The organism is Telluria sp. AC161, from assembly GCF_979258535.1.
This window is the reverse complement of the sequence record NZ_OZ409861.1, coordinates 2279216-2304607: the sequence shown is the minus strand read 5'-3', so window position 1 is coordinate 2304607 and position 25392 is coordinate 2279216. Positions and strand designations below refer to the sequence as shown.

General features: G+C 64.6%; 19 protein-coding genes. 15 read left to right on the top strand and 4 right to left on the bottom strand.

All coding sequences use genetic code 11. The annotated features are described in order from the left end of the window. Positions 1 to 22: 22 nt before the first annotated feature. From pheT to ACZ0AJ_RS10250, 5 genes are all read left to right on the top strand, one after another. Positions 23 to 2449 carry a phenylalanine--tRNA ligase subunit beta gene (pheT, locus tag ACZ0AJ_RS10270; RefSeq protein WP_499454726.1) on the top strand — a complete coding sequence of 809 codons (2427 nt, stop codon included), beginning with the start codon at positions 23 to 25 and terminating at the stop codon, positions 2447 to 2449. Between the two features lie 152 nt (positions 2450 to 2601). Continuing rightward, complete coding sequence (locus ACZ0AJ_RS10265; protein WP_183553735.1) at positions 2602 to 2970, top strand: integration host factor subunit alpha; 369 nt, start codon at positions 2602 to 2604, stop codon at positions 2968 to 2970. A gap of 6 nt (positions 2971 to 2976) precedes the next feature. Continuing rightward, positions 2977 to 3384 carry a MerR family transcriptional regulator gene (locus ACZ0AJ_RS10260; RefSeq protein ID WP_499454319.1) on the top strand — a complete coding sequence of 136 codons (408 nt, stop codon included), beginning with the start codon at positions 2977 to 2979 and terminating at the stop codon, positions 3382 to 3384. A 247-nt stretch (positions 3385 to 3631) separates the two neighbouring features. After that, positions 3632 to 4264 carry a response regulator gene (locus tag ACZ0AJ_RS10255; RefSeq protein WP_091873377.1) on the top strand — a complete coding sequence of 211 codons (633 nt, stop codon included), beginning with the start codon at positions 3632 to 3634 and terminating at the stop codon, positions 4262 to 4264. 199 nt (positions 4265 to 4463) lie between these two features. Then, positions 4464 to 5954, top strand: a complete 1491-nt coding sequence (locus ACZ0AJ_RS10250; protein WP_499454317.1) for a CHASE3 domain-containing protein — start codon at positions 4464 to 4466, stop codon at positions 5952 to 5954. 4 nt (positions 5955 to 5958) lie between these two features. Here the strand turns inward: ACZ0AJ_RS10250 and ACZ0AJ_RS10245 are convergent, their stop codons facing one another. Then, on the bottom strand, positions 5959 to 6762 hold the full coding sequence (locus ACZ0AJ_RS10245; protein WP_183553067.1) for a Crp/Fnr family transcriptional regulator: 804 nt from the start codon (positions 6760 to 6762) through the stop codon (positions 5959 to 5961). Between the two features lie 289 nt (positions 6763 to 7051). Between ACZ0AJ_RS10245 and ACZ0AJ_RS10240 the strand changes: the two genes are divergently transcribed. From ACZ0AJ_RS10240 to ACZ0AJ_RS10200, 9 genes are all read left to right on the top strand, one after another. Further along, positions 7052 to 7768: a response regulator transcription factor gene (locus ACZ0AJ_RS10240; RefSeq protein WP_499454723.1), complete on the top strand. Its 717-nt coding sequence runs from the start codon at positions 7052 to 7054 to the stop codon at positions 7766 to 7768. Positions 7769 to 7781: 13 nt separating this feature from the next. Then, on the top strand, positions 7782 to 9107 hold the full coding sequence (locus ACZ0AJ_RS10235; RefSeq protein WP_499454721.1) for a sensor histidine kinase: 1326 nt from the start codon (positions 7782 to 7784) through the stop codon (positions 9105 to 9107). A 204-nt stretch (positions 9108 to 9311) separates the two neighbouring features. Then, positions 9312 to 9728: a type IV pilin protein gene (locus ACZ0AJ_RS10230; RefSeq protein WP_499454313.1), complete on the top strand. Its 417-nt coding sequence runs from the start codon at positions 9312 to 9314 to the stop codon at positions 9726 to 9728. After that, entirely contained in the window at positions 9716 to 10351 is a 636-nt protein-coding gene (locus ACZ0AJ_RS10225; RefSeq protein ID WP_499454719.1) for a pilus assembly FimT family protein, read from the top strand. Before ACZ0AJ_RS10230 ends, ACZ0AJ_RS10225 begins: the two co-directional genes overlap by 13 nt. After that, positions 10348 to 10785, top strand: coding sequence for a type IV pilus modification PilV family protein (locus ACZ0AJ_RS10220; protein ID WP_499454310.1), 438 nt, complete (start codon positions 10348 to 10350; stop codon positions 10783 to 10785). Before ACZ0AJ_RS10225 ends, ACZ0AJ_RS10220 begins: the two co-directional genes overlap by 4 nt. Then, complete coding sequence (locus ACZ0AJ_RS10215) at positions 10782 to 11951, top strand: PilW family protein (RefSeq protein ID WP_499454717.1); 1170 nt, start codon at positions 10782 to 10784, stop codon at positions 11949 to 11951. The genes ACZ0AJ_RS10220 and ACZ0AJ_RS10215 overlap by 4 nt, the downstream gene beginning before the upstream one ends. Further along, entirely contained in the window at positions 11939 to 12550 is a 612-nt protein-coding gene (locus tag ACZ0AJ_RS10210; RefSeq protein ID WP_499454715.1) for a pilus assembly PilX family protein, read from the top strand. The genes ACZ0AJ_RS10215 and ACZ0AJ_RS10210 overlap by 13 nt, the downstream gene beginning before the upstream one ends. A 28-nt stretch (positions 12551 to 12578) precedes the next feature. Further along, positions 12579 to 17231 carry a pilus assembly protein gene (locus tag ACZ0AJ_RS10205; RefSeq protein ID WP_499454304.1) on the top strand — a complete coding sequence of 1551 codons (4653 nt, stop codon included), beginning with the start codon at positions 12579 to 12581 and terminating at the stop codon, positions 17229 to 17231. Positions 17232 to 17325: 94 nt separating this feature from the next. Next, positions 17326 to 19011, top strand: a complete 1686-nt coding sequence (locus tag ACZ0AJ_RS10200) for a peptide chain release factor 3 (protein ID WP_499454302.1) — start codon at positions 17326 to 17328, stop codon at positions 19009 to 19011. A 38-nt stretch (positions 19012 to 19049) separates the two neighbouring features. Here the strand turns inward: ACZ0AJ_RS10200 and ACZ0AJ_RS10195 are convergent, their stop codons facing one another. Beyond that, on the bottom strand, positions 19050 to 20090 hold the full coding sequence (locus ACZ0AJ_RS10195; RefSeq protein ID WP_499454300.1) for a DUF3108 domain-containing protein: 1041 nt from the start codon (positions 20088 to 20090) through the stop codon (positions 19050 to 19052). Between the two features lie 163 nt (positions 20091 to 20253). Here ACZ0AJ_RS10195 and ACZ0AJ_RS10190 point away from each other — a divergent pair, with 163 nt between their 5' ends. Further along, entirely contained in the window at positions 20254 to 21966 is a 1713-nt protein-coding gene (locus ACZ0AJ_RS10190) for a methyl-accepting chemotaxis protein (RefSeq protein WP_499454298.1), read from the top strand. Between the two features lie 25 nt (positions 21967 to 21991). On the opposite strand, the gene gcvP is transcribed toward ACZ0AJ_RS10190, so the two are convergent. Next, complete coding sequence (gene gcvP, locus ACZ0AJ_RS10185) at positions 21992 to 24874, bottom strand: aminomethyl-transferring glycine dehydrogenase (protein WP_499454296.1); 2883 nt, start codon at positions 24872 to 24874, stop codon at positions 21992 to 21994. Positions 24875 to 24969: 95 nt separating this feature from the next. Next, positions 24970 to 25350: a glycine cleavage system protein GcvH gene (gcvH, locus tag ACZ0AJ_RS10180; RefSeq protein WP_332533355.1), complete on the bottom strand. Its 381-nt coding sequence runs from the start codon at positions 25348 to 25350 to the stop codon at positions 24970 to 24972. Positions 25351 to 25392: the final 42 nt, after the last annotated feature.

The following is a 25392-nucleotide window of genomic DNA, read 5'->3' as shown; positions in this document are numbered from 1 at the left end:
TCGACGCTGAGGCACAAAGATTATGCAATTCTCCGAAAACTGGCTCCGCTCGATCGTCAATCCTCAGATCGACTCCGGCGCGCTGTCGCACCTGCTCACCATGTCGGGCCTCGAAGTGGAAGAGGTCGAAGCGGTCGCGCCACCGTTCTCGAACGTGGTCGTGGCCGAGGTCAAGGAAGTGGTCAAGCACCCGAACGCCGACCGCCTGAACGTGTGCCAGGTCGATGTCGGCACTGGCACCTTGCTCAATATCGTGTGCGGTGCGCCGAATGTGCGCGCCGGCATGAAAGCCATCTGCGCGAAAGCCGGTGCCGTGCTGCCGCCAGGCGCCGATGGCAAGCCGTTTGAAATCAAGGTTGGCCAGCTGCGCGGCGTCGAGTCGCAGGGCATGATGTGCTCGAGCAAAGAGCTGGGGATCTCTGAAGAGAGCAATGGCTTGATGGAACTGCCGGCCGACGCGCCGGTGGGTCAGAGCATTCGCGACTACCTGGGCCTGGACGACCTGAAGTTCACGATCAAGCTCACGCCGAACAAGGCCGATTGCCTGTCCGTGCTGGGCGTGGCGCGCGAAGTGGCAGCGCTGACCGGTGCACCTTTGATGCTCGAGCCGACCCGTACGGTGGCCGTCAACAGCGACGAGATCCTGCCTGTGAAAGTGTCGGCGCCGGACCTGTGCGGCCGTTTCGCCGGCCGCGTGATCCGCGGCCTGAATGCGCGCGCGGCTACGCCAGAGTGGATGAAGCGCCGCCTGGAACGCAGCGGTCAGCGCTCGGTGTCGGCACTGGTCGACATCTCCAATTATGTGATGCTCGAAGTCGGCCGTCCGTCGCACGTGTTCGACCTGGCCAAGATCCACGGCAGCCTGGACGTGCGCTGGGGCAAGACTGGCGAATCGCTCAAGCTTTTGAATGGCAACACGGTTGCCGTCGACGAATGGGTCGGCGTGATCGCCGATGAACAGCAGATCGAATCGCTGGCCGGCATCATGGGCGGCGACTCCACCGCCGTATCGCTCGACACCACCGATATCTATCTGGAAGCGGCATTCTGGTGGCCGAACGCCATCCAGGGCCGTGCCCGCCGCTTCAATTTCTCGACCGATGCCGCGCACCGCTTCGAGCGTGGCGTCGACTATGCGACCGTGCCCGAGCATCTCGAACGCATCACGGCGCTCCTGATCGACATCTGCGGCACGCCCGACAGCAAGGTCGGCCCGATCGACGACCAGATCGTCAACCTGCCAGTGCGCACGCCCGTGGTGCTGCGCACGGCGCGCGCTGCGCAAGTCATCGGCGTGCCGTTGACCGATGCCGTGATTGCCGACATCTTCACGCGCCTGCATTTGGGCTTCGTGCAGGAAGAGGGCGTGTTCCACGTGACGGCGCCGACCTACCGCTTCGACATCGAGATCGAGGAAGACCTGATCGAAGAAGTCGCGCGCGTCTATGGCTTCGAGAACATCCCGACCCGGCCGCCAACGGCGCCGAGCGCGATGCTGATCGAGCCGGAAAACACCCGCTCGCTGTTCGCGATCCGCCACCAGCTGGCCGACCTGGGTTTCCAGGAAGTGGTGAACATGAGCTTTGTCGAAAGCACGTGGGAGCAGGATTTCGCCGGTAACCTCGAGCCGATCCGCCTGCAGAACCCGATCGCCAGCCAGCTCAGCGTGATGCGTTCGTCGCTGATCGGCAGCCTGGTCGCCAACGTGCGCTACAACATCAACCGCAAGGCGGGCCGCGTGCGCGCGTTCGAAGTCGGCGGCGTGTTCAAGCGCAACGCATCGATCATGGATGGCCCGCTGACGGTGGCCGGTTACGACCAGCCAAAGCGCGTCGCCGCGATTGCCTACGGCCCGGCGCTCGACGAGCAGTGGGATGTCGCCACGCGCGCCGTCGACTTCTTCGACCTGAAGGCCGATCTCGAAGCATTGTTCGCACCGCGTCAGCTGCGTTTCTCGACTGCGGAACACCCGGCGCTGCACCCGGGCCGCTCGGCCAACGTCATGCTCGACGACCAGCAGATCGGCGTGATCGGCGAGCTGCACCCGCGCTGGCTGCAAAAGTATGATCTGCCGCAAGCACCGGTTGTGTTCGAAGTCGATGCTGAAGCATTGCGCGGTCGTATCGTGCCCGTGTATGCGGAGATTTCCAAGTTCCCGGGCGCCACCCGAGACCTGGCGCTGGTGGTGAAACAGGACGTGCCGGCCCAATCCGTACTGGATGCATTTACTGCTGAAATCGCAGTAAATCCTATGGGAAAGATCGTGCAAGCCGTTGTTTTGTTTGATGAATATCGCGGCAAGGGTCTGGAAGCGGATGAAAAAAGCCTTGCTTTCCGCTTTAGCTTGCAAGATACTCAATCGACACTGCAGGACGATGCGGTCGACGCCATCATGGCGGCGGTGCTCGCCACTGCTTCAACCAAACTGAACGCGAAGCCGCGTGCATAATATGCATTTCCAGGCTGACAGCACACGGCTCCCAAGCCGTGTTGTTGTCGCCGCGGCATCGTTTGACTTACGGGCAGGGCCTCAAAATTAACAATAACGACGTTGATTCGACCGTGTTCCAGGAAGCCCTCGTGGCCGACCTGGATCGTGCAATGCTGGTGGCGCGCGTGCGTAAAGAGGCAGAGCAGTCATTGCCCACGCTCACCAAGGCCGAGCTGGCCGAACTGCTGTTCGAGCAGGTCGGGCTGAACAAGCGCGAAGCCAAAGACATGGTCGAGACCTTCTTCGACGAGATCCGCAATGCACTCGAGCGCGGCGAAGCCGTCAAGCTGTCGGGCTTTGGCAATTTCCAGTTGCGCGACAAGCCGCAGCGGCCCGGCCGCAATCCGAAAACCGGGGAAGAAATTCCCATTACGGCACGCCGCGTCGTGACGTTCCACGCCAGCCAGAAGCTCAAGGCCATGGTGGAAGAAGCCGGGCCAGGCAATTCGGGCTCGGGTTCGATGGCGCGCGCAGCCTGATAGACGATGAACGACCGACCAAACAAGACCGAACTGACCGTGCTGCCACCCATTCCGGCCAAACGTTATTTCACGATTGGGGAAGTCAGTGAGCTGTGCGGTGTCAAACCCCATGTGTTGCGCTACTGGGAGCAGGAATTCACCCAGCTCAAGCCCGTCAAGCGTCGTGGCAACCGCCGCTATTACCAGCACCACGAGGTCCTGCTGATCCGGCGTATCCGCGAATTGCTGTACGAGCAGGGCTTTACCATCAGCGGCGCGCGCAACCGGCTCGACCATCGCGCCACCGTAGTGGCCGAGCTCGATGAAGAGCGCCTGCGCGACACCTCACCGGCGATTGATGGCGATAAATTGCGCGCCGGCTTGCTGGATATCCTCGATCTGCTCAAGCACGGGTCGCAACCAGCGCCTTAGTGCAGGCCAGCATCTCACGCCAGCTGCAAGATTGCCGTACCAGATTGCGCCAATTTGTTGAGCGATTTTGCAGGCAGCGGGTCGTCGCCGGGTCAAGCACGGCGTTTGATCACTCATGCATTCGTACCGCTGTTGAAGGCAGGCCGCGGAGTGTTAAAATGTCACTCGCGCGATGCTGAATGACACGCATCAACCGGGCGGAGCAGATCCGGCACTTTCCTGCGCAAGGAAAATTTAAGGGAAGACAATGATACGCGTTGCCATTTGTGACGATCACCAGATAGTACGAGCAGGTTTCAAGCAGATTTTTTCGTCGTCGGGCGACTTTGAAGTCGTGGCCGAAGGCGCTACGGGCCGTGAGGCGCTGGACATCGCGCGCCGCGAGATTTGCGACGTGCTGCTGCTCGATATCGCTATGCCGGATCAAAGCGGCATCGATATCCTGCGCACGATCCGCCAGGGCCAGCCCAATCTGCCCGTGCTGATCCTGTCGGGTTATCCGGCGCAGCAATACGCGCTGAACCTGTTCAAGATGGGCGCGAATGGTTACCTGAACAAGGAATGCGAAGCGGACGAGCTCAAGACGGCCGTGCGCACCGTGTTCCAGGGCCGGCGTTACGTCTCGTCGACGGTCGGCGAATTGCTGGCCCAGAGTTTTGACCGCGATCCGAACACGGCGCTGCACACCGAACTGTCCGATCGCGAATTCCAGGTATTCCTGCGCTTGGCGAAGGGCGCAACCGTGTCCGATATCGGCAATGCGCTGTCGCTGTCGATCAAGACCGTGTCGACCTACCGCACCCGCATCATGGAAAAAATGGGCCTGCAGTCCAACTCCGACCTGACGTATTACGCCATGAAGAACAACCTGCTCGACTAAGAGCGCGCTGTTGTTAACATCGGATTGGTCCCATAACGCGCTTCGGCGCGTTTTTTCATTGGGCGGTTGTCATCCGGAGTCAGCAGAATCTACCAGCATCAACTGCAACAAATAGTTACGTCGGGCCATTTTGCGGCGCAACAATACGTCCTTACAGGTAGAATGCGAGGCCGCGTTGTCAGCGTGAAAGGATGTCTGGATGTATTTTTCTACCACCCGGGGGGAGCGCCCGGCCCGTCGTCTTCCTCTTCACAAGTCGGTGCTGTGCCTCTTCTGCGTGGTGCTGCTTGTGGTCAATGGCATATTTTTGCTGCGCAATCTCGATGATTTGCGTGACGCGAATCTACTGCAGGCGCAGACCGCCCAGGTTTCCGACGAGCTGCAATACCTGAACCTCCTCGTCACGGATGCCGAATCCAGCCTGCGTGGCTATTTCCTGTCGAACGATCCGGTGTATCTGAGCCCGCTACGCGGCGCGCCGCAGCAGATCGATGCCCAGTTGCGCGCACTTGGCGTGCTGCTTGCCGATAATCCTTCTCAAACCCGTAATCTGGCGCAATTGCGCGCGCTGGTCCAGCGCAAGCTGGCCTTGCTGAACCAGTCTCTGGACGTATTTCGCCACGGTGGTCTCGATGACATCGTCGCGAACGCTGCATTACCGGACGAGCGCGCGGAGATGGATGAAATCCGCCTGCAAGTGGTGATCATGGCCCGTGAACAGAACGAGTTGCTCAAGTCGCGGACTGCCGGGTTTTATCAGCAATACCGGCATGCGGCGCTGTTTGGCGTGAGCATTAATGTCGCGGCGATCATTATTCTGCTGCTCTTTTACAAGCTGGTGCAGCGCGCTTTTGGGGCGCGCCTGGATGCCGAGCACGCGTTGCAGCAGACGAACGACGGTCTCGAGCACATTGTCGCGGAACGTACTGCGCAATTGTCCGTCCTGTCGCGCCACCTGATTCGCGTGTCGGAAGAAGAAAAATCACGGCTTGCCCGCGAACTGCACGACGAGATGGGCGCCAACCTGACGGCAATCGGCATCGATCTGGCTACCGTCATCGATCGCTTGCGTGAGCACGAACCGGATCTGGCGGATAAGCTCGGCCGTGCACGCCGCACGCTGGTCGACACCGTGCAGCTCAAGCGCCGCATCGTCGAAAACCTGCGCCCGAGCCTGCTCGACAATATGGGTTTGTCGGCGGCGCTGCAGAGTTACTGCGTCGATTACGCGCGCGTCACGTCGCTCGATTGCGATGCGCTGATCGATGCCGACGTCGATGAGGCTGCTCCGACACAGGCCATTGCCTTGTTCCGCATCACACAGGAAGCGCTTAATAACATCGCCAAGTATGCGAAGGCGCGCAATGTCATCGTGAATCTGACGCGCGAGCCAACTGGATGGGGTCTGGAGATTACCGACGATGGCATCGGGATCCCCGATGGCATGTTGACCGGAACAAAATCCCACGGCTTGCTCGGCATGCGTGAGCGCGCCTTGCTATTGGGCGGGACATTGGTGGTGGAGCGGGGAGTGAATAACGTTGGAACGTGTGTTCGTGCCTTGATTCCGGCAGTGGCGCCGGGCGGCAATGAGGTGGCAGGTACCGGTTACACACCGCCGGCCCTGACGCAGAGTGCAGGGCCGGATTATCAGGATTCGCTGCCGCACAGGGCGGCGAATCCGGGTTGACTGCTTAGCGTGCGACGTCCGACAGCAGGCGGTCGTATTCCGACTTGGCGACCTTGTAGCATTCGCCAGCGTAGTCTTCCAGACCAGCACGGTCGAGCACGGTGATGTTACCGCGACGGTACTGGATCAGGCCTTCGTCTTGCAGCTTGCCGGCGGCAGCAGTGATGCTTTCGCGGCGCACACCCAGCATGATCGAGATCAGTTCCTGGGTCACTTTCAGTTCGTTGCTTGCTGAACGATCCAGACGGTCGAGCAACCAGCGGCACAGCTTCTGTTCGATCGAGCTGTGACGGCCACCGACAGCGTTCTGTGCCATCTGGGCGAACAGAGCGTTGGTGTAGCGCATCAGCAGTTGTGGCAGGGCGCCGCCGCGGTTGAAGGCGTCACGCAGGTACTGGGTGCGCAGGCGATAACCGTAACCGGCGCTTTGCACGACAGCCGAGCAGGTAGCGCGCTCGCCCATGAACAGCGACACACCGACTGCACCTTCGTGGCCGACAACCGCGATTTCGGTCGTGGCGCCATCTTCCATCACATACAGCAGCGACACGATTGCCGTTGTCGGGAAATACACGTATTCCAGTTTGCTGCCATACTCGAACAGTTCTTTACCGAATGGCATCGCCACCAGTTCGAGGTGGTCGAACATTTCTTCGAGATCCATGCGTGGCAGTGCTGCCAGCAATTCATTTTGTTGGGTGCCGCTGTAGCTGACGATCGGTTTAGACTGGGACTTCATTGCCTCACTCGTGGCAGGGGTCTGGCTTTTTGCTTTTTGTGTGATACCAGCAAGTTGAGTGTTGTTCATTTTATGTCCTCTTAGGTCTATCGTGCGTCGGGTGCAAGTCAGAAGGCGTATGGTGCTTGCCTCGTTGCGATGTGTGTACTTTACGTGCACCGTCTGTTGGCGCACATAAGACATGTAGTCGCCCCGGTGTAGGTTGCAAGCATCATCACGTGTCAGCCCAGTCCTACTGGGGAAAATGCCTGTTTTGGCTCAAAAAGGCGTTGTATTTTGTTACGGAAACGAAAAATAACGCATAATTCGGGGTGCCGGCGGTGATGTTCACCGTCCACAAAACAGGGTATTCCTACAAATGCTGCGCATTGAGCCGCGAATCGGACTACACACCGGGCTGCATATCTTGCTGGTTGAAGACGATGCCGTGCTTGCTGACGGTTTACTGCGCGCGCTCAATGCGCAGGCCATGACTGTTCGGCTGGTGCGCGATGGCCTCGCCGCTGACACCGCCTTGCAACGCACCGAGTCCGTCCCCACATTCGACGTCGCCGTGCTGGACATCGGCTTGCCCGGCATCGATGGTTTTGAAGTCGTACGCCGCCTGCGCGCCCGCGGTGGTGCTATGCCCGTTCTGCTGCTGACGGCCCGCGACGCCGTCGAAGACCGCGTCCGCGGCCTCGAAACCGGCGCCGACGACTATCTGGTCAAACCCTTTGCCACTGCCGAACTGGTCGCCCGCATCCGCGCGCTGGCGCGCCGTCATGCACCGCCGTCATCCGTCCTGACCCTGGGCCGCCTGAGCCTGGACAGTGCCACCCGCCGCGCGCGCATCGGCGAAGGCGCCATCGAGCTATCCGTGCGCGAGTGGGGCGTGCTCGAATACCTGCTGCAGCACGCGGGGCGCGTCGTCTCCAAGCAGCAGATCCTCGACGCCATCCTGCCCTGGGGCGACGATGTCACGCTCAATGCCGTGGAAGTCTACGTATCGCGCCTGCGCCTGAAGCTCGATGGCGCCGACGTGGCGATCCGCACCATCCGCGGCTTCGGCTACCTGCTCGAAGCGACCGCATGATCCCGTCCGGCCAATGAACAGCATTCGCCTGCGCCTGCTGAAATGGCTGCTCGGGCCGATCCTGCTCGTCAATCTCGTGCTCGCTGCGCTCGTCGCGGGCCTGGCCTGGACACCGGCCCAGGTGGCCTTCGATGCCGGCCTCATGGATACGGCCACCGCGTTGGCGGGCCGCGTGGCCGCCGGTGGCGCAGCCAGCCTGCCGCCTGTGGCCCCGGCTGCCACGGGCGAGCGCGCCTGGTTCGCCGTGCGCGACGTGCAAGGGCGGCATCTTGAGGGGAGCAAAGCTTTTCCGGCACTGCGGCCCGGCGCGCCGGCGTACGACGCCGACGTCAATGGTGAGCCGGTGCGCGTCGTCGCGCTGGCCGTGGCCACGCCGACCGGCATCCGGCACGTCGGCGTGGCCCACACACTGCGCCAGCGCCTCGAGGTGCGCGCCGCGATCGTGCGCTCGCTCGTCGTGCTGGTTTCGCTCGGCACGCTGACGCTGGTTGGCGTCGTCTGGCTCTCGGTCGGCAATGGCTTGCGGCCGCTTGCGCGCATCCGCGCCGAGCTGGCCAGGCGAGGACCGGGCGACCTCGCGCCCATCCCTAGTGACGGCGTGCCGTATGAAATCGCACCGGTGGTCAGCGGTTTCAACGACCTGCTGGACAAAGTCGAGGCCGGCGCGTGTGCACAGCGCGACTTCCTGGCCGACATGGCGCACCAGCTCCGCACGCCGCTGGCTGGCGTGCAATTGCAGCTCGAATGGCTGCATGCCCGTCACGCGCAGGATGCCGACACCGTGGCGTCGCTTGCCATGATGGGGCTGGCCAACGAGCGCATGATCCGCCAGGTGAATCAGTTGCTGGCGCTGGCGCGGGCAAGGGAAGGGCGCCCGGGCGACCATGTCGGCCCGCTCGACCTGGCGCTGCTGGTGCAGGAGTCGATCCAGTTCTTTGTCGACAAGGCGGCGCGCAAAGGGATTGACCTGGGCTTCGAGCTGGCGCCAGCGCCAGTGACGGGCGACGCTTTTCAATTGCGCGACTTGATCGACAACCTGGTCGACAATGCACTGCGCTATACGCCGGACGGCGGGCAGGTGACGATCGGTTGCGGGGTGGATGGCGGCGTGGCGCAGTTTTCCGTGATCGATTCCGGCCCCGGCATTCCCGCCGCCCGGCGCGCCGCCGTGTTCGAGCGCTTCGTGCGGCTCGATGACAAATCCACCGGCAGCGGCCTGGGGCTGGCGATCGTGCGCGACATTGCGCGCGCTCATGGCGCCGACGTGACGATCGGCGAGGCAGCAGGCGGCGGCACGCACGTCGTTGTGCGTTTTGGCGTGTCAAAATCCCCTGGCTGACAACCTGTCCATCGGCCGCTGCACACACGCGAATCCCTGAATAATGTGGTTGCGTCAAGCAGCAGCGCCTTTTTGCGCGGTTGTCAGGGATTTGTCAGCATTCCCTCAGGGAAATGACAGCTACATGATTTATGATTCCACCTGGAAATATGCCGCGCGACAAACGTAGCCCGGCCGTCAGCGCCCAGCGTCCAGGAGAATTACATGCAGCAACGTCAATCCGGTTTCACGCTCGTCGAGCTCATGGTCGTCGTGGCCATCATCGGCATCCTGAGCGCAATTGCCTTACCTTCTTACAATAGCTACATTCTGCGTGCCCGCCTGGCCGAAGCCCATGGCGACCTGGCGGCAACCCAGCCACGCCTCGAGCAGTACTGGTCCAACGAACGCACGTACGCTGGCTTCACGGGCAAGCCCGTCGACACCAAGAACTTCACCTACACCTTGACGAGCGCCACTGCGAGTGGCTACGTGCTGACGGCAACCGGCCGCGCCGGTGCCGCTGATTTCGTCTATACCATCAACCAGGCCGGCACCCGCGCCACCACCGGCGCACCGGCCGGCTGGACCAAGAAAACCACTTGCTGGGTCGACCGCAAGGATGGCGCATGTACCCAGTAAGCCCATGCCCGCGCGCTGCAGGCGGCTTCACGCTGATCGAGTCGATGGTCGGCCTGGTCGTGCTGGGCATCCTGCTGGCCGTGGGTGTGCCGCAAATGACGGGCTGGCTGGCCGGCACGCGCGCCACCGGTGCGGCGCAGTTCTATGCCGATGGTTTCGCGCAGGCGCGCAACCTGGCCATGACGCACAACAGCCAGAGCCGGCTGGTGTTTGCCCCTGGCGCCAATGGCCAGCCAGGCTGGCAGATCGACGTGTGCCTGCGCAGCAGCGACAACCCTTGCACCGATGGCAGCAACGACTGGTCGACCGCCACCACGGCGGCCAAGGGAGCGACGGGCCCGACGGCAGACTACCGCTCGCTCGTGCGCGGTGCCGACACGCTGCCCCCGACCACCATGCTGACCGTCACGCTCGATCCGGCCGACGATGACGCCGTGTATTTCACGCCGCTGGGCTGGATCGATGCCGGCCAGCAGAATCAGGTGCGCCGCGTCGATCTCGCGCCTGCCGGTGCGCTGGTGGGCAAATTCAAGCCGTCGGCCGTCATGCTGACCCTGGGCGGCATGGCGGTCACCTGTGTGCCGGGCGCCGTCGCCGGCGATTCGCGCAGGTGCCCGCAATGATCCGCGCTGCAATGATTCGCCGTGCCGAACACGGCGTCGCGCTGCTCGAATCCCTGCTCGCCGTGATGATCCTGGGTATCGCCCTGGTTGGCACGCTGGGTCTGCAGGCGCGTTCGATCGCGGCCTTGTCGGATGCCGGGATGCGGGCCGAGGCGACCGTCGCTGCCAACGAGCTGCTGGGCATCATGTACAGCGACATGCCGCACGCCGCCGACTATGCGCTGGCCGCCGGCGGCACCCCGGGTGCGCGCCTGGCCGCCTGGCATGCGGCCGTGCAGGAGCGGATTCCGGGCGCCGGCGTCGTGGTGGGCGTGGCCACCAATGCGGCTGTCGGCCGCACCGAAGTGAATATCGCGATCGGCTGGCAGCGCACCAGCGACAGCCAGCGCAATACCCATCGCATCAAATCCTACCTGACGGCATCGAAACCATGAGCGCCCCGTCTCCATCCCCGTCCATTGCCCGCGCCGGTGGCTTTTCGCTCGTCGAACTGATGGTCAGTGTCGTCATCGGCCTGCTGGCGGTGCTGTTTGCGACAAGGATCATGACCGACAGCGAGCGCAACAAGGACGCCGCGCTGGGTGGCTCTGACTCGATGCAGAACGGCATGCTGGCAATGTTCCAGATCAGCAGCGACGCCGAGCAGGCCGGGTTCGGCCTGAACGATCCGTTGATCACCGGCTGCAACACGATGTTCGCCGACAGCCAGGGCTACGAGCTGGCGCCGGCCAAGCGCGGCGCGGCCACGATCCGGCCGCTGGCTGCCGCCGTGATCGAGCCGGGCGGCACGGGCCCGGACCGCCTGACGCTGTACGCAGGCGGCGCCCCTGGCGGCACGTCGACGATGCGCGTGATCAAGAACTACATCGGCGGCACCAGCGTCGAGGTCGATCGCGATCCGTGGGGTTACTTCACGCTGGGCGACGTGATCGTCGTCGCACCCGAGAATATCGGGGCCGATTGCGCCCTGGCGCAGATATCGAAGGTTCCCGACAAGCCCGAACTCTCCTTCGGCACGACCAGCCAGCGCTTCAACCGCGGCGCGCTGGGTGCGAACTACACGGGCAATACGACCCGCCTGTTCAATCTCGGCTCCGGCGCGCGCCTGGCGTTTCATACCTGGTCGGTCGAGGATGGCTACCTGCGCCTGCGCGCCACCGACATGGCCAATGCGGCCAAGACTGCGCAGGCGGTCACGGGCAACATCGTCTCGCTCAAGGCGCAGTACGGTTTCGACCGGCGTACCGGCACTGCCTTTGCACTGGAGAAGGGCACCGCCATCAGCGCCTGGTCGTCCACCATGATCGATGCCGACGGCGATGGCGTGACCGGTAGCCCCGGCGACTACGGCCGCATCGTGGCGCTGCGCATCGCCGTGGTAGCGCGCAGTAAAAACCCCGAGCGGCCTGCCGCCGACGGCACGTGCAGCGCCACGACCACGGCGCCGACGCTGTTTGCGCGCGCGCAGCCGAGCGAGGCCACGGCGCAGGAAGTGGAGATCGACCTGGCGGTAACGAACGATCCAATCGACTGGAAATGCTATCGCTACCGCGTCTTCGACACCATTGTCCCGCTGAGGAATGCCGGATGGAGGCCATGATGGCGCAGCGTTCATACCCGTTGTTCCTGGCAGCCCAGCGCGGCATTGCGCTGCCGGTCATGCTGATCATGATGCTGGTGATGCTGGTGACGAGCATCTATCTGCTCAAGTCGAGCAACAGCACGACGCTCAGCGCATCGAGCCTCGCCTACGACGCCACGCTCAGCCGCGCCGCCGATTTCGGGCTGCACAAGGGCTTCGAGTGGATCGACCAGAAAGCCAAGAGCGACAAGGGCGCGCTGACGGCGCACCAGCCGGCGGAGGGTTACCGCGCCACCATGGCGCCAAACCTGTCGACCCGTGAAGAAGAATTCTGGAGCGACAGCAAGAAGGTCACGGATTCGGGCGGCACCGAGGTGGAATACGTGATCCACCGCCTGTGCAAGAGCACGGGCACGTTCGACGACAAGAACGCCTGCGTGCAGACCGCCGCCAACACGGCCGGCCTGGGCAACGCGACCGCCATCGGCGAGAGCATCCGCACCGATGGCGTCGTGTACGCCGCCAGCCCGCAGCTGCACTATGTGATTACCGCCCGCATCCACGGCGCACGCGGCGGTACCGTGGTGAACCAGATGGTAGTACTGATCGGCGTCTGATGGCGCCGTACAAACGAACGGATTGCCCATGAACTTCTTGACGACCCTCACGCGTGCCGCCGGCCGCATTTGCCCGCTGACACAGTTGGCACACCTGGTATTGCTGGCGCTGGTTGTAAGCGCGCCATCGGCGCAGGCAGAGCCCACCGCCATCGCCCAGCTGCCACTGCTCAATATCAGCGGAAGCGGCACCGTCAAGCCAAACCTGATGCTGCTGTACGATAACTCGGGGTCGATGAATTTCAATTACACGCCCGATTACATCAACGTCACCGACACCTGCCGCGCCGGCACCACGATGTCGGCCGGCACGCGCGCCTGCAAGATCGGCGATCCGCCATTTGCCAGTGCCGGCTTTAACCGCCAGTATTACGATCCGGCGGTGCGGTATGTCCCGCCGGTCAAGGCCGACGGCACGTCCTATCCCGATCTCGACGCCGGGCGCACGGGCGACTGGAAGCGCGTGCCGACCGATGTGTATGGCGTCAACAAGGCCGACTTTCTGGGCAATACGGCGGACTCCAGCAATCTGGTGGACGGCTACTACGATATCGAATGGTGCGACGCCAACCTGAACAATTGCGTACGCAACACGGGCGGCTATGCCTACCCAACCAATGCCCGCTATCGTGCGCGCTATGTCTACAGCACCCCGTACTACTACACCAACAATGTCGCCGAATACTGCACCAATACCAACCTGACCGATTGCCGCGCCGCGACCGCCAACGGCACGTCGCCGGCAACTGGCTACACCGTCGCTGCGCGCGTGCGCTGGTGTGACTCGAGAGCATTGACCAATTGCCAGGCCAAGTTTGTCGGCAATTTCAAGTATCCGCGTTTCGGCGCCGAGAATGTGGTGGCGCCGTGGTACGGCACGATCAGCATCGGCGCGTCCAGTACCGCCAGCACGCGCACGATCGCTGCGGTGACCGCCGTCGGTCCGCTGGGCACGCAGGTCATCACCAATGCCGCCGTGACTGCCGCCGCCGGCACCAACACCGCCGACAAGCAGGCCGCCCTGGCCCAGGCGCTGGCCGTGTCGATCAATACCAGGGTCGGCGACGCCGACAGTTACTTCGCCTGCGTGCGCTCCCCGAGGAACGGCGCGGTCCCGAGCTGCAGCAGCCTGGGCGTGGCCCTCGGCGCCGACAATGTGGTGGGGATCGTGCCGGTCGCGTGCCCTGCGGGTTCGACCACCAAGTCGCTCAGCGTGTGCAGCCTGGTGTCCGACAACAGCCGCGCCGGCACCGGCCTGATGGTCTCGAGCGGCACGGGCTCGACCGCCTTGCTGCGCGTGGGCGGCACCACCAACAACAGCACCATCAACCGCGACCGGCAAGTGATGAGCCGCCTGAACTTTGCCGGCGGCGGCATGCTGGGTGGCGACATCACCTTCAACCGCAGCACGGGCGCGAGTGGCGTCGTGGCGGCACTGCAAGCGCGTATCGGCACCCGGGGCAATGTGACCGCGTATGTCGGCGGTAACCCGAATTCGCCGCCGGTCTGTGCAAGCGAACCCAACACGACGTTGTGTCTGGTGGACAGCTCCGGCCAGGCCGAAGGGCTGGGCATCGACTTCACCATCCCGAGCAATAACACCTACGGCAACCGCACCTGGCTGACGATGGGCGCTGTCAACGCGGTCTCGGACATCGTGCCGACGTCGGCCACCGGCCTGGGTGGCTCGGTGTTCGTGCGCACCGACATCGTTCCGGGCCGCACCATCTACCCGCGCGCCAGCGGCCGCACCGATTGCACGAGCGGCTCCTGCAGCTATGCCGAGGAGATGACCAACTTCGCCAACTGGTATGGCTACTACCGCACCCGCAACCAGATGATGAAGACGGCCGTCGGCCAGGCGTTCTCGCCCGTCACCGACAAGTACAACGTCGGGCTGGTCGCGTTGTCGGTCGCTGCAGTCGAAGGCGCCATGAACAAGCCCAAGCCGTTTGCCGGCGCTGACCGCAACAGCTGGTACGACGCGCTGTATGCGATGGATACGGATGGCTCGACCCCGGTGCGCCAGGCCCTGCACGCGATCGGCAAGATGTACGCCAACCAGAGTCCCTACAACTACAGGGCGGGCGAAGAAGTCGTGAAGTACCCGTGCCAGCAGAACTTCACGTTCATCACTACCGATGGCTACTGGAATGGCAAGGCGCCGGTGGGGGTGGCCAGCAGCGACGAAGTCAACAATCCGGCGCGCTTCTGCCTGCAATCGAAGGGCTGCGTCGATCCGCGCGACCAGGGCAAGCCGTCGCTGGCCGACATCGCGCTGTACTGGTACAACGGCGGCTCGGCCGACAAGACGGTGTCGCTGCGCCCTACGCTCGAGGACTACACCAAACCCGGCGCGGTGCCGGCCAGCACCGGCGAGAATAACCGCCTGCACATGCGCACCTATGCGCTGGGCCTGGGCGTGGACGGCATCATGAATTACGAGAAGGACTACGACACCAAGCCGGATCCGAACGGCGACTTTTACAAGCTGGTCAGCGGCGCGCTCAACTGCCCCTGGAACAACAAGGGCCGCTATGTCTGGCCCGATCCGGTCGTCGACGAAGACAGCGGCTCGGCCGCCCTGCAGTCGCGCGTGGACGATCTGTGGCATGCCGCGATCAATGGCCATGGCAAGTACTTCTCGGCGTCCGATCCGATGCAGGTGGTGGAAGGGCTGCGCACGGCCCTGTCGAACATCGAAGTCAAGACCGGCGCAGCAGCGGCGGCAGCCACCTCGACCCCGAACATCTCGCAAAGCGACAACGACATCTTCTCGGCGACGTTCACCACCGTGCACTGGTACGGGCGCCTGTCCAAGCGCAAGGTCAATATCGTCACCGGCGACGTCGAGCCGACCGAGGACTGGAATACCTCGAGCCTGCTCGGCAAGCAGGTCGATGTGGGTGACGATGGCCTGGACGGCCGCTCGATCTACATGCTCAAGGATGGCGCGCTGGCCACGTTCAGCTACGACACGATGGACACGGGCACGCGCGCCTGGTTCGACAACAAGTGCAATGCGCTGACGCAGTGCGCAAATATGTCGGTGGCCAACCGCGCGCTGGTCAACGATGGCCGCAATATCGTCAACTGGCTGCGCGGTCGCCAGCAGTACGCCAATGACAACGTCCTGCGCGCGTTCTCGCGCCAGGAAGTGGGCACTGACAAGACGACGATCCCGATCGTGCTGGGCGATATCGCCTCGTCCAAGCCGGCATACCTGCGCGAGCCGCGCCGTAATTTCGACCGGCCCGGCTACGGCGCCTTCAAGGCCACCCATGCAGGCCGCAAGGCAACCGTGTTCGCCGCGGCCAACGACGGCATGCTGCACGCGTTCGACGCCAGTTCCGGCGAAGAATTGTGGGCGTATGTTCCGCGCATCACGATGAAGAAATTGCACCAGCTGGCCAGCACGACCTACGGCACCAACCACATCTTCTCGGTCGACGGCTCGCCCGAGATTGCGGACGTCCAGATCGGCACGGAATGGAAGTCGGTGCTGGTGGCGGGGCTGAACGCGGGCGGGCGCGGTTACTACGCGCTCGATGTCACGGACCCGGCCGCGCCGAAAGCGCTGTGGGAACTGTGCGCCGACGCCAGTGCCTGCGCCGGCAATGTCGATACGCGTCTGGGCCTCACGTTCGGCAACCCGCAGTTCGGCACCATCGTCGACAGCGCGGGCGTGGAAAAATGGGTCGTGTTCCTGACCTCGGGCTACAACAACATCCCGGGTGTCGACGGCGTCGATGCGGGCGATGGCAAGGGCTATCTGCTGGTGGTGGACGTTGCCACCGGCAAGGTGATCGAATCGCGTTCGGCGACGACCGGCGTGGGCAGCGTCGGCACGCCGTCCGGCCTGGCCAGGATCTCGGCGATCACGAATGACCCGAACAACGATCCGCGTGTGACGTATGTGTACGGCGGCGACAATACCGGCAAGATGTGGCGCTTTGACTTTACCGGCACCGGCGCACCGGCGCGCGTGCTGATGGGCGACGCCGGCGTGAACCAGCCGGTCACCACCCGGCCTGAAGTCACGCTGTGCCGGGTCGACACCACCGTCGACGACAAGACCGTCGCGTCGGCGCAGCGCGTGGTGCTGTTCGGCACCGGCCGCCTGCTCGACCTGGTCGACGTGACCAGCACCGAGATGCAGAGCGCGTATCTGCTCAAGGATGACGGCGAGGGCATCAGCACGGCCGCCTGGCGCCAGTCGTCGGCCATGGTCAAGCGCACGCTGGCGCGCGTGGCCGGCGACGATACGGGCAATGCGCCCTATACGATTGCCGGCGACGACGTGAACCTGGCCAGCAAGAAGGGCTGGTTCACGGACTTCAACCTCAATACCGGCGAGCGCGTCAACCTCGACCCGCAAGTGGTGGCCGGCACCATCAACGTGGTGACCAACTTGCCAAGTTCGTCGACCGACTGCAAGGTCGGCGGCACCAGCAATATCTACCAGCTCAATGTCTGCACCGGCCGCGCGGCTTCGCCGGACGGGCTGGCCGGGTATCCGCTGGCCAGTTCGGCCGCGGTGGGCTTCATCGTGATCCGCCTGCCGTCGGGCGCGCTCAAGACGATCACCACCACCGCCGACGGCACCATGGTGACCGGCAAGTTCCCGCCATCGGAAACGATCGAGGCACACCGCGCCGGCTGGCGCCGCGTGCGCGACTGACGCCAGGCATCGGGAGCGAAGACAGTTCACACGGCGCCTTGCGAAAACGGTAAAATCGAGGGTTTTCGACAAGGGCCGTTTGAAGGGCTCGACTATGGCCAACGATACCGACACCTCCGCCGCGCAGGCCACGCCTGACGCGCGCGATGACAGCACCACCACTACCACCAACTCGGCCGCGCAGGCCGGCGTGATCGCGCGCGAAGTGGGGCGCCGCCGCACCTTCGGCATCATTTCCCACCCGGATGCCGGTAAAACCACGCTGACCGAAAAACTGCTGCTGTTCTCGGGCGCCATCCAGCTGGCCGGTACCGTCAAGGGCCGCAAGAGCGGGCGCCATGCGACGTCCGACTGGATGGACATCGAAAAGCAGCGCGGCATTTCGGTTGCCTCATCGGTGATGCAGTTCGATTTCCGCGACCACGTCATCAACCTGCTCGACACCCCCGGCCACCAGGACTTCTCGGAAGACACCTACCGCGTGCTGACGGCGGTCGACTCGGCCCTGATGGTGATCGATGCGGCCAAGGGCGTCGAAGCGCAGACGATCAAGCTGCTCGAGGTGTGCCGCATGCGCGCCACGCCGATCGTCACGTTCATGAACAAGATGGACCGAGAAACGCGCGATCCGCTCGAACTGCTCGACGAAGTCGAATCGGTGCTCAAGATCGAGTGCGCGCCGGTGACCTGGCCGATCGGCATGGGCAAGAACTTCCGCGGTGTGTACCACCTGCTGAAGGACGAGATCATGCTGTTCAAGGCCGGCGAAGAAAAAGCCGATGGCGCCTTCGAGATCGTCAAGGGCATCGACAACCCGCGCCTGGCCGAGATGTTCCCGCTCGAGATCGAGCAGCTCAAGATGGAAGTCGAGCTGGTGCACGGCGCCTCGCACGTGTTCGACCTGGAGCGCTTCCTGTCCGGCGTCCAGACCCCGGTGTTCTTCGGTTCGGCGATCAACAACTTCGGCGTGCGCGAAATCCTGTCGGCGCTGGTCGACTGGGCGCCTGCGCCGCGCGAGCGCGACGCCACGGTGCGCTCGGTCCTGCCAAGCGAAGTGCCGTTCTCCGGCTTCGTCTTCAAGATCCAGGCCAATATGGACCCGGCCCACCGCGACCGCATCGCTTTCCTGCGCGTGTGCTCGGGCCGCTTCGAAAAAGGCATGAAGGTCAAGCACCTGCGCCTGGGCCGCGACGTCAAGCTGTCGTCGGTCGTGACGTTCATGGCATCCAGCCGCGAGCAGGTCGAAGAAGCCTTCGCCGGCGACATCATCGGCTTGCCGAACCACGGCAATATGCAGATCGGCGACAGCTTCACCGAAGGCGAAATGCTCAGCTTCACCGGCATTCCGTACTTCGCGCCAGAGCTGTTCCGCTCGGTGCGCATCCGCAATCCGCTCAAGATGAAGCAGTTGCACAAGGGCCTGCAGCAGCTGGGCGAAGAGGGCGCGGTGCAGGTCTTCAAGCCGGTACTGGGCAGTGAGCTGATCCTGGGCGCCGTCGGCGTGCTGCAGTTCGAGGTGGTCGCCAGCCGCCTGCTCAACGAGTACGGCGTCGACGCCGTGTTCGAAAGCGCCAGTATCAGCAGCGCGCGCTGGGTCTCGAGCGACGACAAGAAGGCGCTGGCCGACTTCGAAAACTCGCTCGGTCACAACGTGGCCTACGATGCGGCCGGCAATATGGCGTATCTGGCCACCTCGGGCGTCAACCTGCGCCTGACCCAGGAACGCTGGCCCAAGCTGACCTTCCATGCTACCCGCGAGCACGCGGTCAAGCTGGCCTGATTCAAGGCCTGAGCCCACGTCGTCCTGACGCGGGCTTTTTACTCCTGTAGTGTCGCGTTGGTGTCGATCGCAATCGATGCCAGCGTTTGTGTGCGCGAGGCGCCCAGCGCGTCGGTCACGCGCAGCTGCACCGGCAGCCAGGCATGCTGCGGCGCCAGCCACAGTTCCAGCACGGGCGCGCCCGGCTCGCCCAGGCGCACCAGCCGCACGGTCTCGAGCGGCCCGGCGGCCGTCGCGATCCGTTCCGGCCCCGTCACCTGGTAGCGCTCAATGCCGGCGCCGCCTACGCCGCCGACCCAGAATTCCAGCACGTCCTTGATCTGGCCTGCATCGCCCACGCCCATGCCCGCCAGTTGCAGCAAGACCGACGCCGTGTCCTGGCTTCCCGGCACGAGCGGGAAGGGCTGTCCCTGCGGCCCGGCGCCGATGGTGCCGCTGCCGCGGTCGAACACGGTGGTCAAGGCGCCAGTGCCCATCCCGGTCAATGCCCGTTGCGGTGCGATGCCGGCATCGTCGACCTGGCCTTCGCTGGAGATCGTACCCAGCACACCATCGAGTTCGACCGCATAGCGCGTGCCATCGCTGCGCCAGACCATGCGCGCGCTACCGCCGTCCTGTGACGGCGCGTCCAGGCTGCTGCGCGTGACGACGGTGTAGTCGATGCGGCCGGACGGCGGTGGCTTGACGCGGTAGGTGCCCGGCATCTGGATGGGGGCAGCACTGCCGCCGCTGGCGGCGGGGAGCGCGCTCTCGCCAGCGTCGGCGGGCGGCGCGGCGGACGGCATCGCAACGGGGTCGCCATCGGCCATGGCGATGGGAGCGGGCGCCACGGGCGGCGCCGGCGCGGGAGGTTCCGGAGGGGCAGGTGCAGCAGGTGTTTCGACCGCCCTGGATGGTGCATCCACGATGCCCCGTTCGGCCGAGGCCAGCCGCACCGTGAACTCCGGCATGCCGATGACGGCGGGGCGCTGCGTCAGGCGCGCGTCGATCCAGGCGATCACCAGTGCGTGCAGCAGAAGTGACAGCACGCACACCAGGAGCAGGCGCCGGTTTCGCTGCAGTGGAGCAAGAAAGATCATGCCGCTAGTGTAGCGCGCGCTTTGCGCCATCACAAAGGCTGGCTTGTTCTGCGGCGTACATTCAAGAGTGCATTCAAGAAATATTACGCTCTTCAAGGGGATATCATGACGATGAAACCGCCGCGCCGCTCTGTCGTTCCACCTGCCATGACGGCGGCCTGACATGCTGTCCCGCCTTCGTATCGGCCCCAAGCTCCTGCTGGCCCCGGGCGCTGTCCTCGTGCTGCTGCTGGTGCTGTCGTGCGCGGCCTATGTCGCGCTGGCGCGTCAGAATGCATCGCTCGAATCGATCGTCGGCCAGCGCGCCGCCAGCCTGCATGCTGCCGCCAGCCTGGGTACGCAATCGCACAAGGCGCATGCCGACATCTACCGTTACCTGAGCTGGATGGGCGGCAGCTTTCCGCCGGCCCGCACCGAGCCACTGCGGCGCGACATCCTGGCGCAGCATGGGCGCATCGCGGTTGGCCTCACGACGCTGTCGACCGGTCCGCTGACTGGCGCCGAGCTGCGTCACGTCGAGCAGGCCGCGCAGGCGCAGCGCCGCTACGCGCGCGCGGTGCGCGACGTCATCGAGCTCGCGCCACTGGACGGCTCGATTAGCGCCAACGCGATGCAGAAGGCCGAAGCCGCGTACGCGCTGGTCGACCAGCGCGTGGCGGGTCTGAGCGCACTGGAAGACACGCTGGCGCGCCAGGCCGCCGCGGGCGCCAAGGCCGACTTTCGCATGGTCTCGCTGCTGATGCCGGCCGTGCTGGTCCTGGCGATCGGGCTGTCGCTGGCCATCACGTTCGCCGTACGCCGCATCCTGCTCGGCGAGATCCGCGGCATCGGCCTGGCTGCCAGCGGCCTGGCCAGCGGCAACTTCACGGTGCAGGAGCGTGACTACGGCAGCGACGAAATCGCCGACACCTCGCGCCTGCTCGATGCGAGCATCCGCAATCTGAATGGCATGCTGTGCACGGTGGCCGAGGCCGCGCGCACGATCGGCGCAGCCTCGCGCGACATCAAGCTCGGGAGCCTGAGCCTGGGCAGCCGCGCCGTGTACCGCGCCAGCGCGCTGGCCGACACCGAGGGCACGCTGCAGGCGCTGGCGGCGAATGTGCGCGACACCGTCGACGATGCCCGCGCCGCCAACCGCCTCGCTGCCGGCGCCGGCGACGTCGCGCAGGACGGTGGCGGTGTCGTCGAGCGGCTCGTCAACACACTGGACGCGAGCCGGCGCAGCGCGCAGCAGGTGATGGCGATCGTCGATGCGCTGGAAGGGGCGGCAGGCGAAACGGGCACGCGGGTGTTGAATGCGGCGCTGGACGCCTCGCGTGCGCCAATGAGCGCCACGGATCTGGCAGCGGTGGCGACCGAGGTGCGCTTGCTGGCACGGCGCGTGGCCGCGGCCAGTCAGGAAATCCGCGCCGTGATCGCACAGTCGGTGGCGCAGATCGACGGCGGCACGGCGTGGGCGCTGCACGCCGGCAGCAATATGCAGCGCATCGCCAGTTCGGTGCGCGACGTCGAACATCTCGTCGGGCGGATCGGCTCGACCGGCGATGGCCAGGCGAAGAAGTTGCAGGGCGTCAGTCAGGCGATCGTGCAGATGGACCAGGTCACGCGCCAGAACTGCACGCTGGTCGAGGAAGCCGCCAGCGCCGCGTGCATGCTGCAGATGCAGGCGATTGCACTGGCGCGCACCGTGGCCGGGTTCAGGCTCGAAGAGGGAGAGGGCAGCCAGGAGGCGCCGGGAACAACGCCTGCGTTAGCGCCAGGCCCCAATGACAACAGCGGCGTCCCCGGCGAACCCACGCGCGAACGGCGTGGGTCAAACCGGGAACGCCGCCGTCACTCGGCATCGCATTTGCGGCTCGCATCGAGCCGCAAGTGATGCCGCTGCGGGAGCAGGTCAGTGATTACTCGTAATCGCTGATCGGCGCGCAGCCGCAGAACAGGTTGCGGTCACCGTACACATTGTCGGCGCGGCCGACCGGTGGCCAGTACTTCTTCTTGCGCAGGCTCGCGACCGGGAACGCCGCCACTTCACGCGTGTAGCCGTGGGCCCAGTCGTCGCTCGTGACCACTTCGGCCGTGTGCGGTGCACCCTTGAGCGGATTGTCCATGCGGTCGTACTCGCCGCGCTCGACCTTGACGATCTCGGCGTGGATCGTGATCATCGCCTCGATGAAGCGGTCGATCTCGGCTTTCGATTCCGATTCGGTCGGCTCGATCATCAGGGTGCCCGGGACCGGGAAGCTCATGGTCGGCGCATGGAAACCGAAGTCCATCAGGCGCTTGGCCACGTCTTCATTCGAGATGCCGGTCTTGTCCTGCAGCGGACGCAGGTCGATGATGCACTCGTGCGCCACCAGGCCGTCGTGGCCCGCGTACAGTACCGGATAGTGCGGCGCCAGGCGGCGTGCGATGTAGTTGGCGTTCAGGATCGCCACTTCGGTCGCTGCCGTCAGGCCATCCGCGCCCATCATCGCGATGTACATCCACGAAATCGGCAGGATCGAGGCCGAGCCGAAGGCGGCAGCGCTGACCGCGCCGATGCCTTGTTCGTCACGGACGTAGCCGGTCGAGAGCTGGTTGGGCAGGAATTTCGCCAGGTGCGCGCCGACGCCGATCGGGCCGACGCCCGGGCCGCCACCGCCGTGCGGGATGCAGAAGGTCTTGTGCAGGTTCAGGTGGCTGACGTCGCCGCCGAACGCGCCCGGCGAGGCCAGGCCCACCAGTGCATTCATGTTGGCGCCGTCGACGTACACCTGGCCGCCGTGCTGGTGCACGATCTCGCACAGTTCCTTGATGCCTTCTTCGAACACGCCGTGGGTCGACGGGTAGGTGACCATCACGCAGGCCAGATTCGCGCTGTGCTGCTCGGCCTTGGCTTTCAGGTCGGCCAGGTCGACGTTACCGTTTTCATCGCAGGCGGTGACGACGACCTTCATGCCGACCATGCTGGCCGACGCCGGGTTGGTGCCGTGGGCCGACGACGGGATCAGGCAGATGTTGCGGTGGCCTTCGCCACGCGCCTGGTGGTACTTCTGGATCACCAGCAAACCGGCGTACTCGCCCTGCGAACCGGCGTTCGGCTGCAGCGAGATCGCGGCGTAACCGGTGGCGGCGCACAGCATCGCCTCGAGCTGCGTGATCATTTCACGGTAGCCGACGGTCTGGTCATTCGGCGCCAGCGGGTGGATGTTCGAGAACTCGGGCCAGGTGACCGGCACCATCTCGGACGTCGCATTGAGCTTCATCGTGCACGAACCGAGCGGGATCATCGTGCGGTCCAGCGCCAGGTCCTTGTCGGCCAGTGCGCGCAGGTAGCGCAGCATTTCGTGCTCAGCGTGGTAGCGGTTGAAGGTCGGGTGGGTCAGGTAGGCGCTGGTACGGGCCAGGGCCGTTGGCAGCGCGTCGCTGGCGTCGGCGTCCAGGGCGTCCAGATCGACCGGCTTGCCGTCGCCGAAGATGGCCATCAACGTGGCCAGGTCGTCGCGGGTGACGGTTTCGTCCAGCGCGATGCCCACTTGCGTGGCGTCGATCTGGCGCAGGTTGATGCCGTGCGCGGTCGCTGCGGCGTGGATCGCGCCGGCATCCTTGACGCGCACGGTCAGCGTGTCGAAATAGGTCTGGTTGACCAGCTCGAAGCCCAGCTGCTGCAGGCCGGCGGCCAGGATGGCGGTCTGGCGGTGCACGCGGCGGGCAATGCGCTCGAGACCCTGCGGGCCGTGGTAGACCGTGTACATGCCGGCCATGACGGCCAGCAGCACTTGCGCGGTGCAGATGTTCGACGTCGCTTTTTCGCGGCGGATGTGCTGCTCGCGCGTCTGCAGCGCCAGGCGGTAGGCCTGGTTGCCCTGCGCGTCGATCGTCACGCCCACCAGGCGGCCCGACATGCTGCGCTTGAATTCGTCGCGCGTGGCCAGGTAGCCGGCGTGCGGACCGCCGAAACCGAGCGGCACGCCGAAGCGCTGGCTGTTACCGACGACGACGTCCGCGCCCCATTCGCCCGGAGGCGTCAGCAGGGTCAGGGCCAGCAGGTCGGCGGCCACGATCACCATGCTGCCGGCAGCGTGCAGTTTCTCGACGGCGGCGCGGTAGTCGCGCACTTCGCCATTCACGCCCGGGTATTGCAGCAGCACGCCGAAGCAGGTTTCGCCCAGCGACTCGACGTCGGCCGCGGCGATGGTGCGTACTTCAACGCCGATCGGCAGCGCGCGCGTTTCGATGATTTCGCGGGTCTGCGGCAGCACGTCGTCGGCGACGTAGAACACCTTCGATGCCGATTTGCCGACGCGCTGGATCAGCGTCATGGCTTCGGCAGCGGCGGTGCCTTCGTCGAGCATCGACGAGTTGGCGATGCCCATGCCGGTCAGGTCGGTTACGGCCTGCTGGAAGTTCAGGATCGCTTCCAGGCGGCCCTGCGAAATCTCTGGTTGGTACGGGGTGTAGGCGGTGTACCAGGCCGGGTTTTCGAAGATGTTGCGCAGGATGACCTTCGGCGTGAAGGTGCCGTAATAGCCCTGGCCGATCAGCGACTTGAGCACCTTGTTCTTCGAGGCCAGGCCCTTGAGGGTGGCCAGTGCTTCTTCTTCGGTGCGTGGCTCGGCGAACTGGCCCAGGTCGATCTTGTCCTTGCGGCGGATATTGGCTGGCACGACGGCGTCGATCAGCGCGGCGCGGGTCTCGTAGCCGAGGGCCGACAGCATCGCTGCCTGGTCGGCGTCGGACGGGCCGATGTGGCGCGGGATGAATGAATCACGTGCTTCGAGTTGGGTGAGGCTTGGTCGGGTCATGTTGGGGGACACAGTCTGCGGCGACGTTGAAGGAGAATGGCGGGTGGTGCAGGGCGGTGCGCCGCGGCAGGGCCGGCGGCGCACCTGGAGGCGGATCAGTGGTCGGTGGTCTTGCCGTAGGCGTCAGCGTCGAGCAGATTGTCGTACGAGCCGGCGTCGCTTGGCGCGAGCTTGAACAGCCAGCTGCCGTAGGCATCCTGGTTGATCGAGTCCGGCGCGTCGGCCACTGGCTGGTTCACGGCGGTGACGGTGCCGTCGACTGGCGCGTAGATGTCGCTGGCGGCTTTCACCGATTCCACGACGGCGGCGTCGCTGCCGGCGGTGAAGGCCTTGCCGACCTGCGGCAGTTCGACGAACACGATGTCGCCCAGCGCGTCCTGCGCGTACTCGGTGATGCCGACGGTCAGGGTGCCGTCTTCTTCGCGGCGAACCCACTCATGGGATTCGGTGTATTTCAGGTCGGTAGGGATGTTCATGGGGACTCCGGGTAGTTGGGTGGATAGCAGTATAGGTGTTCT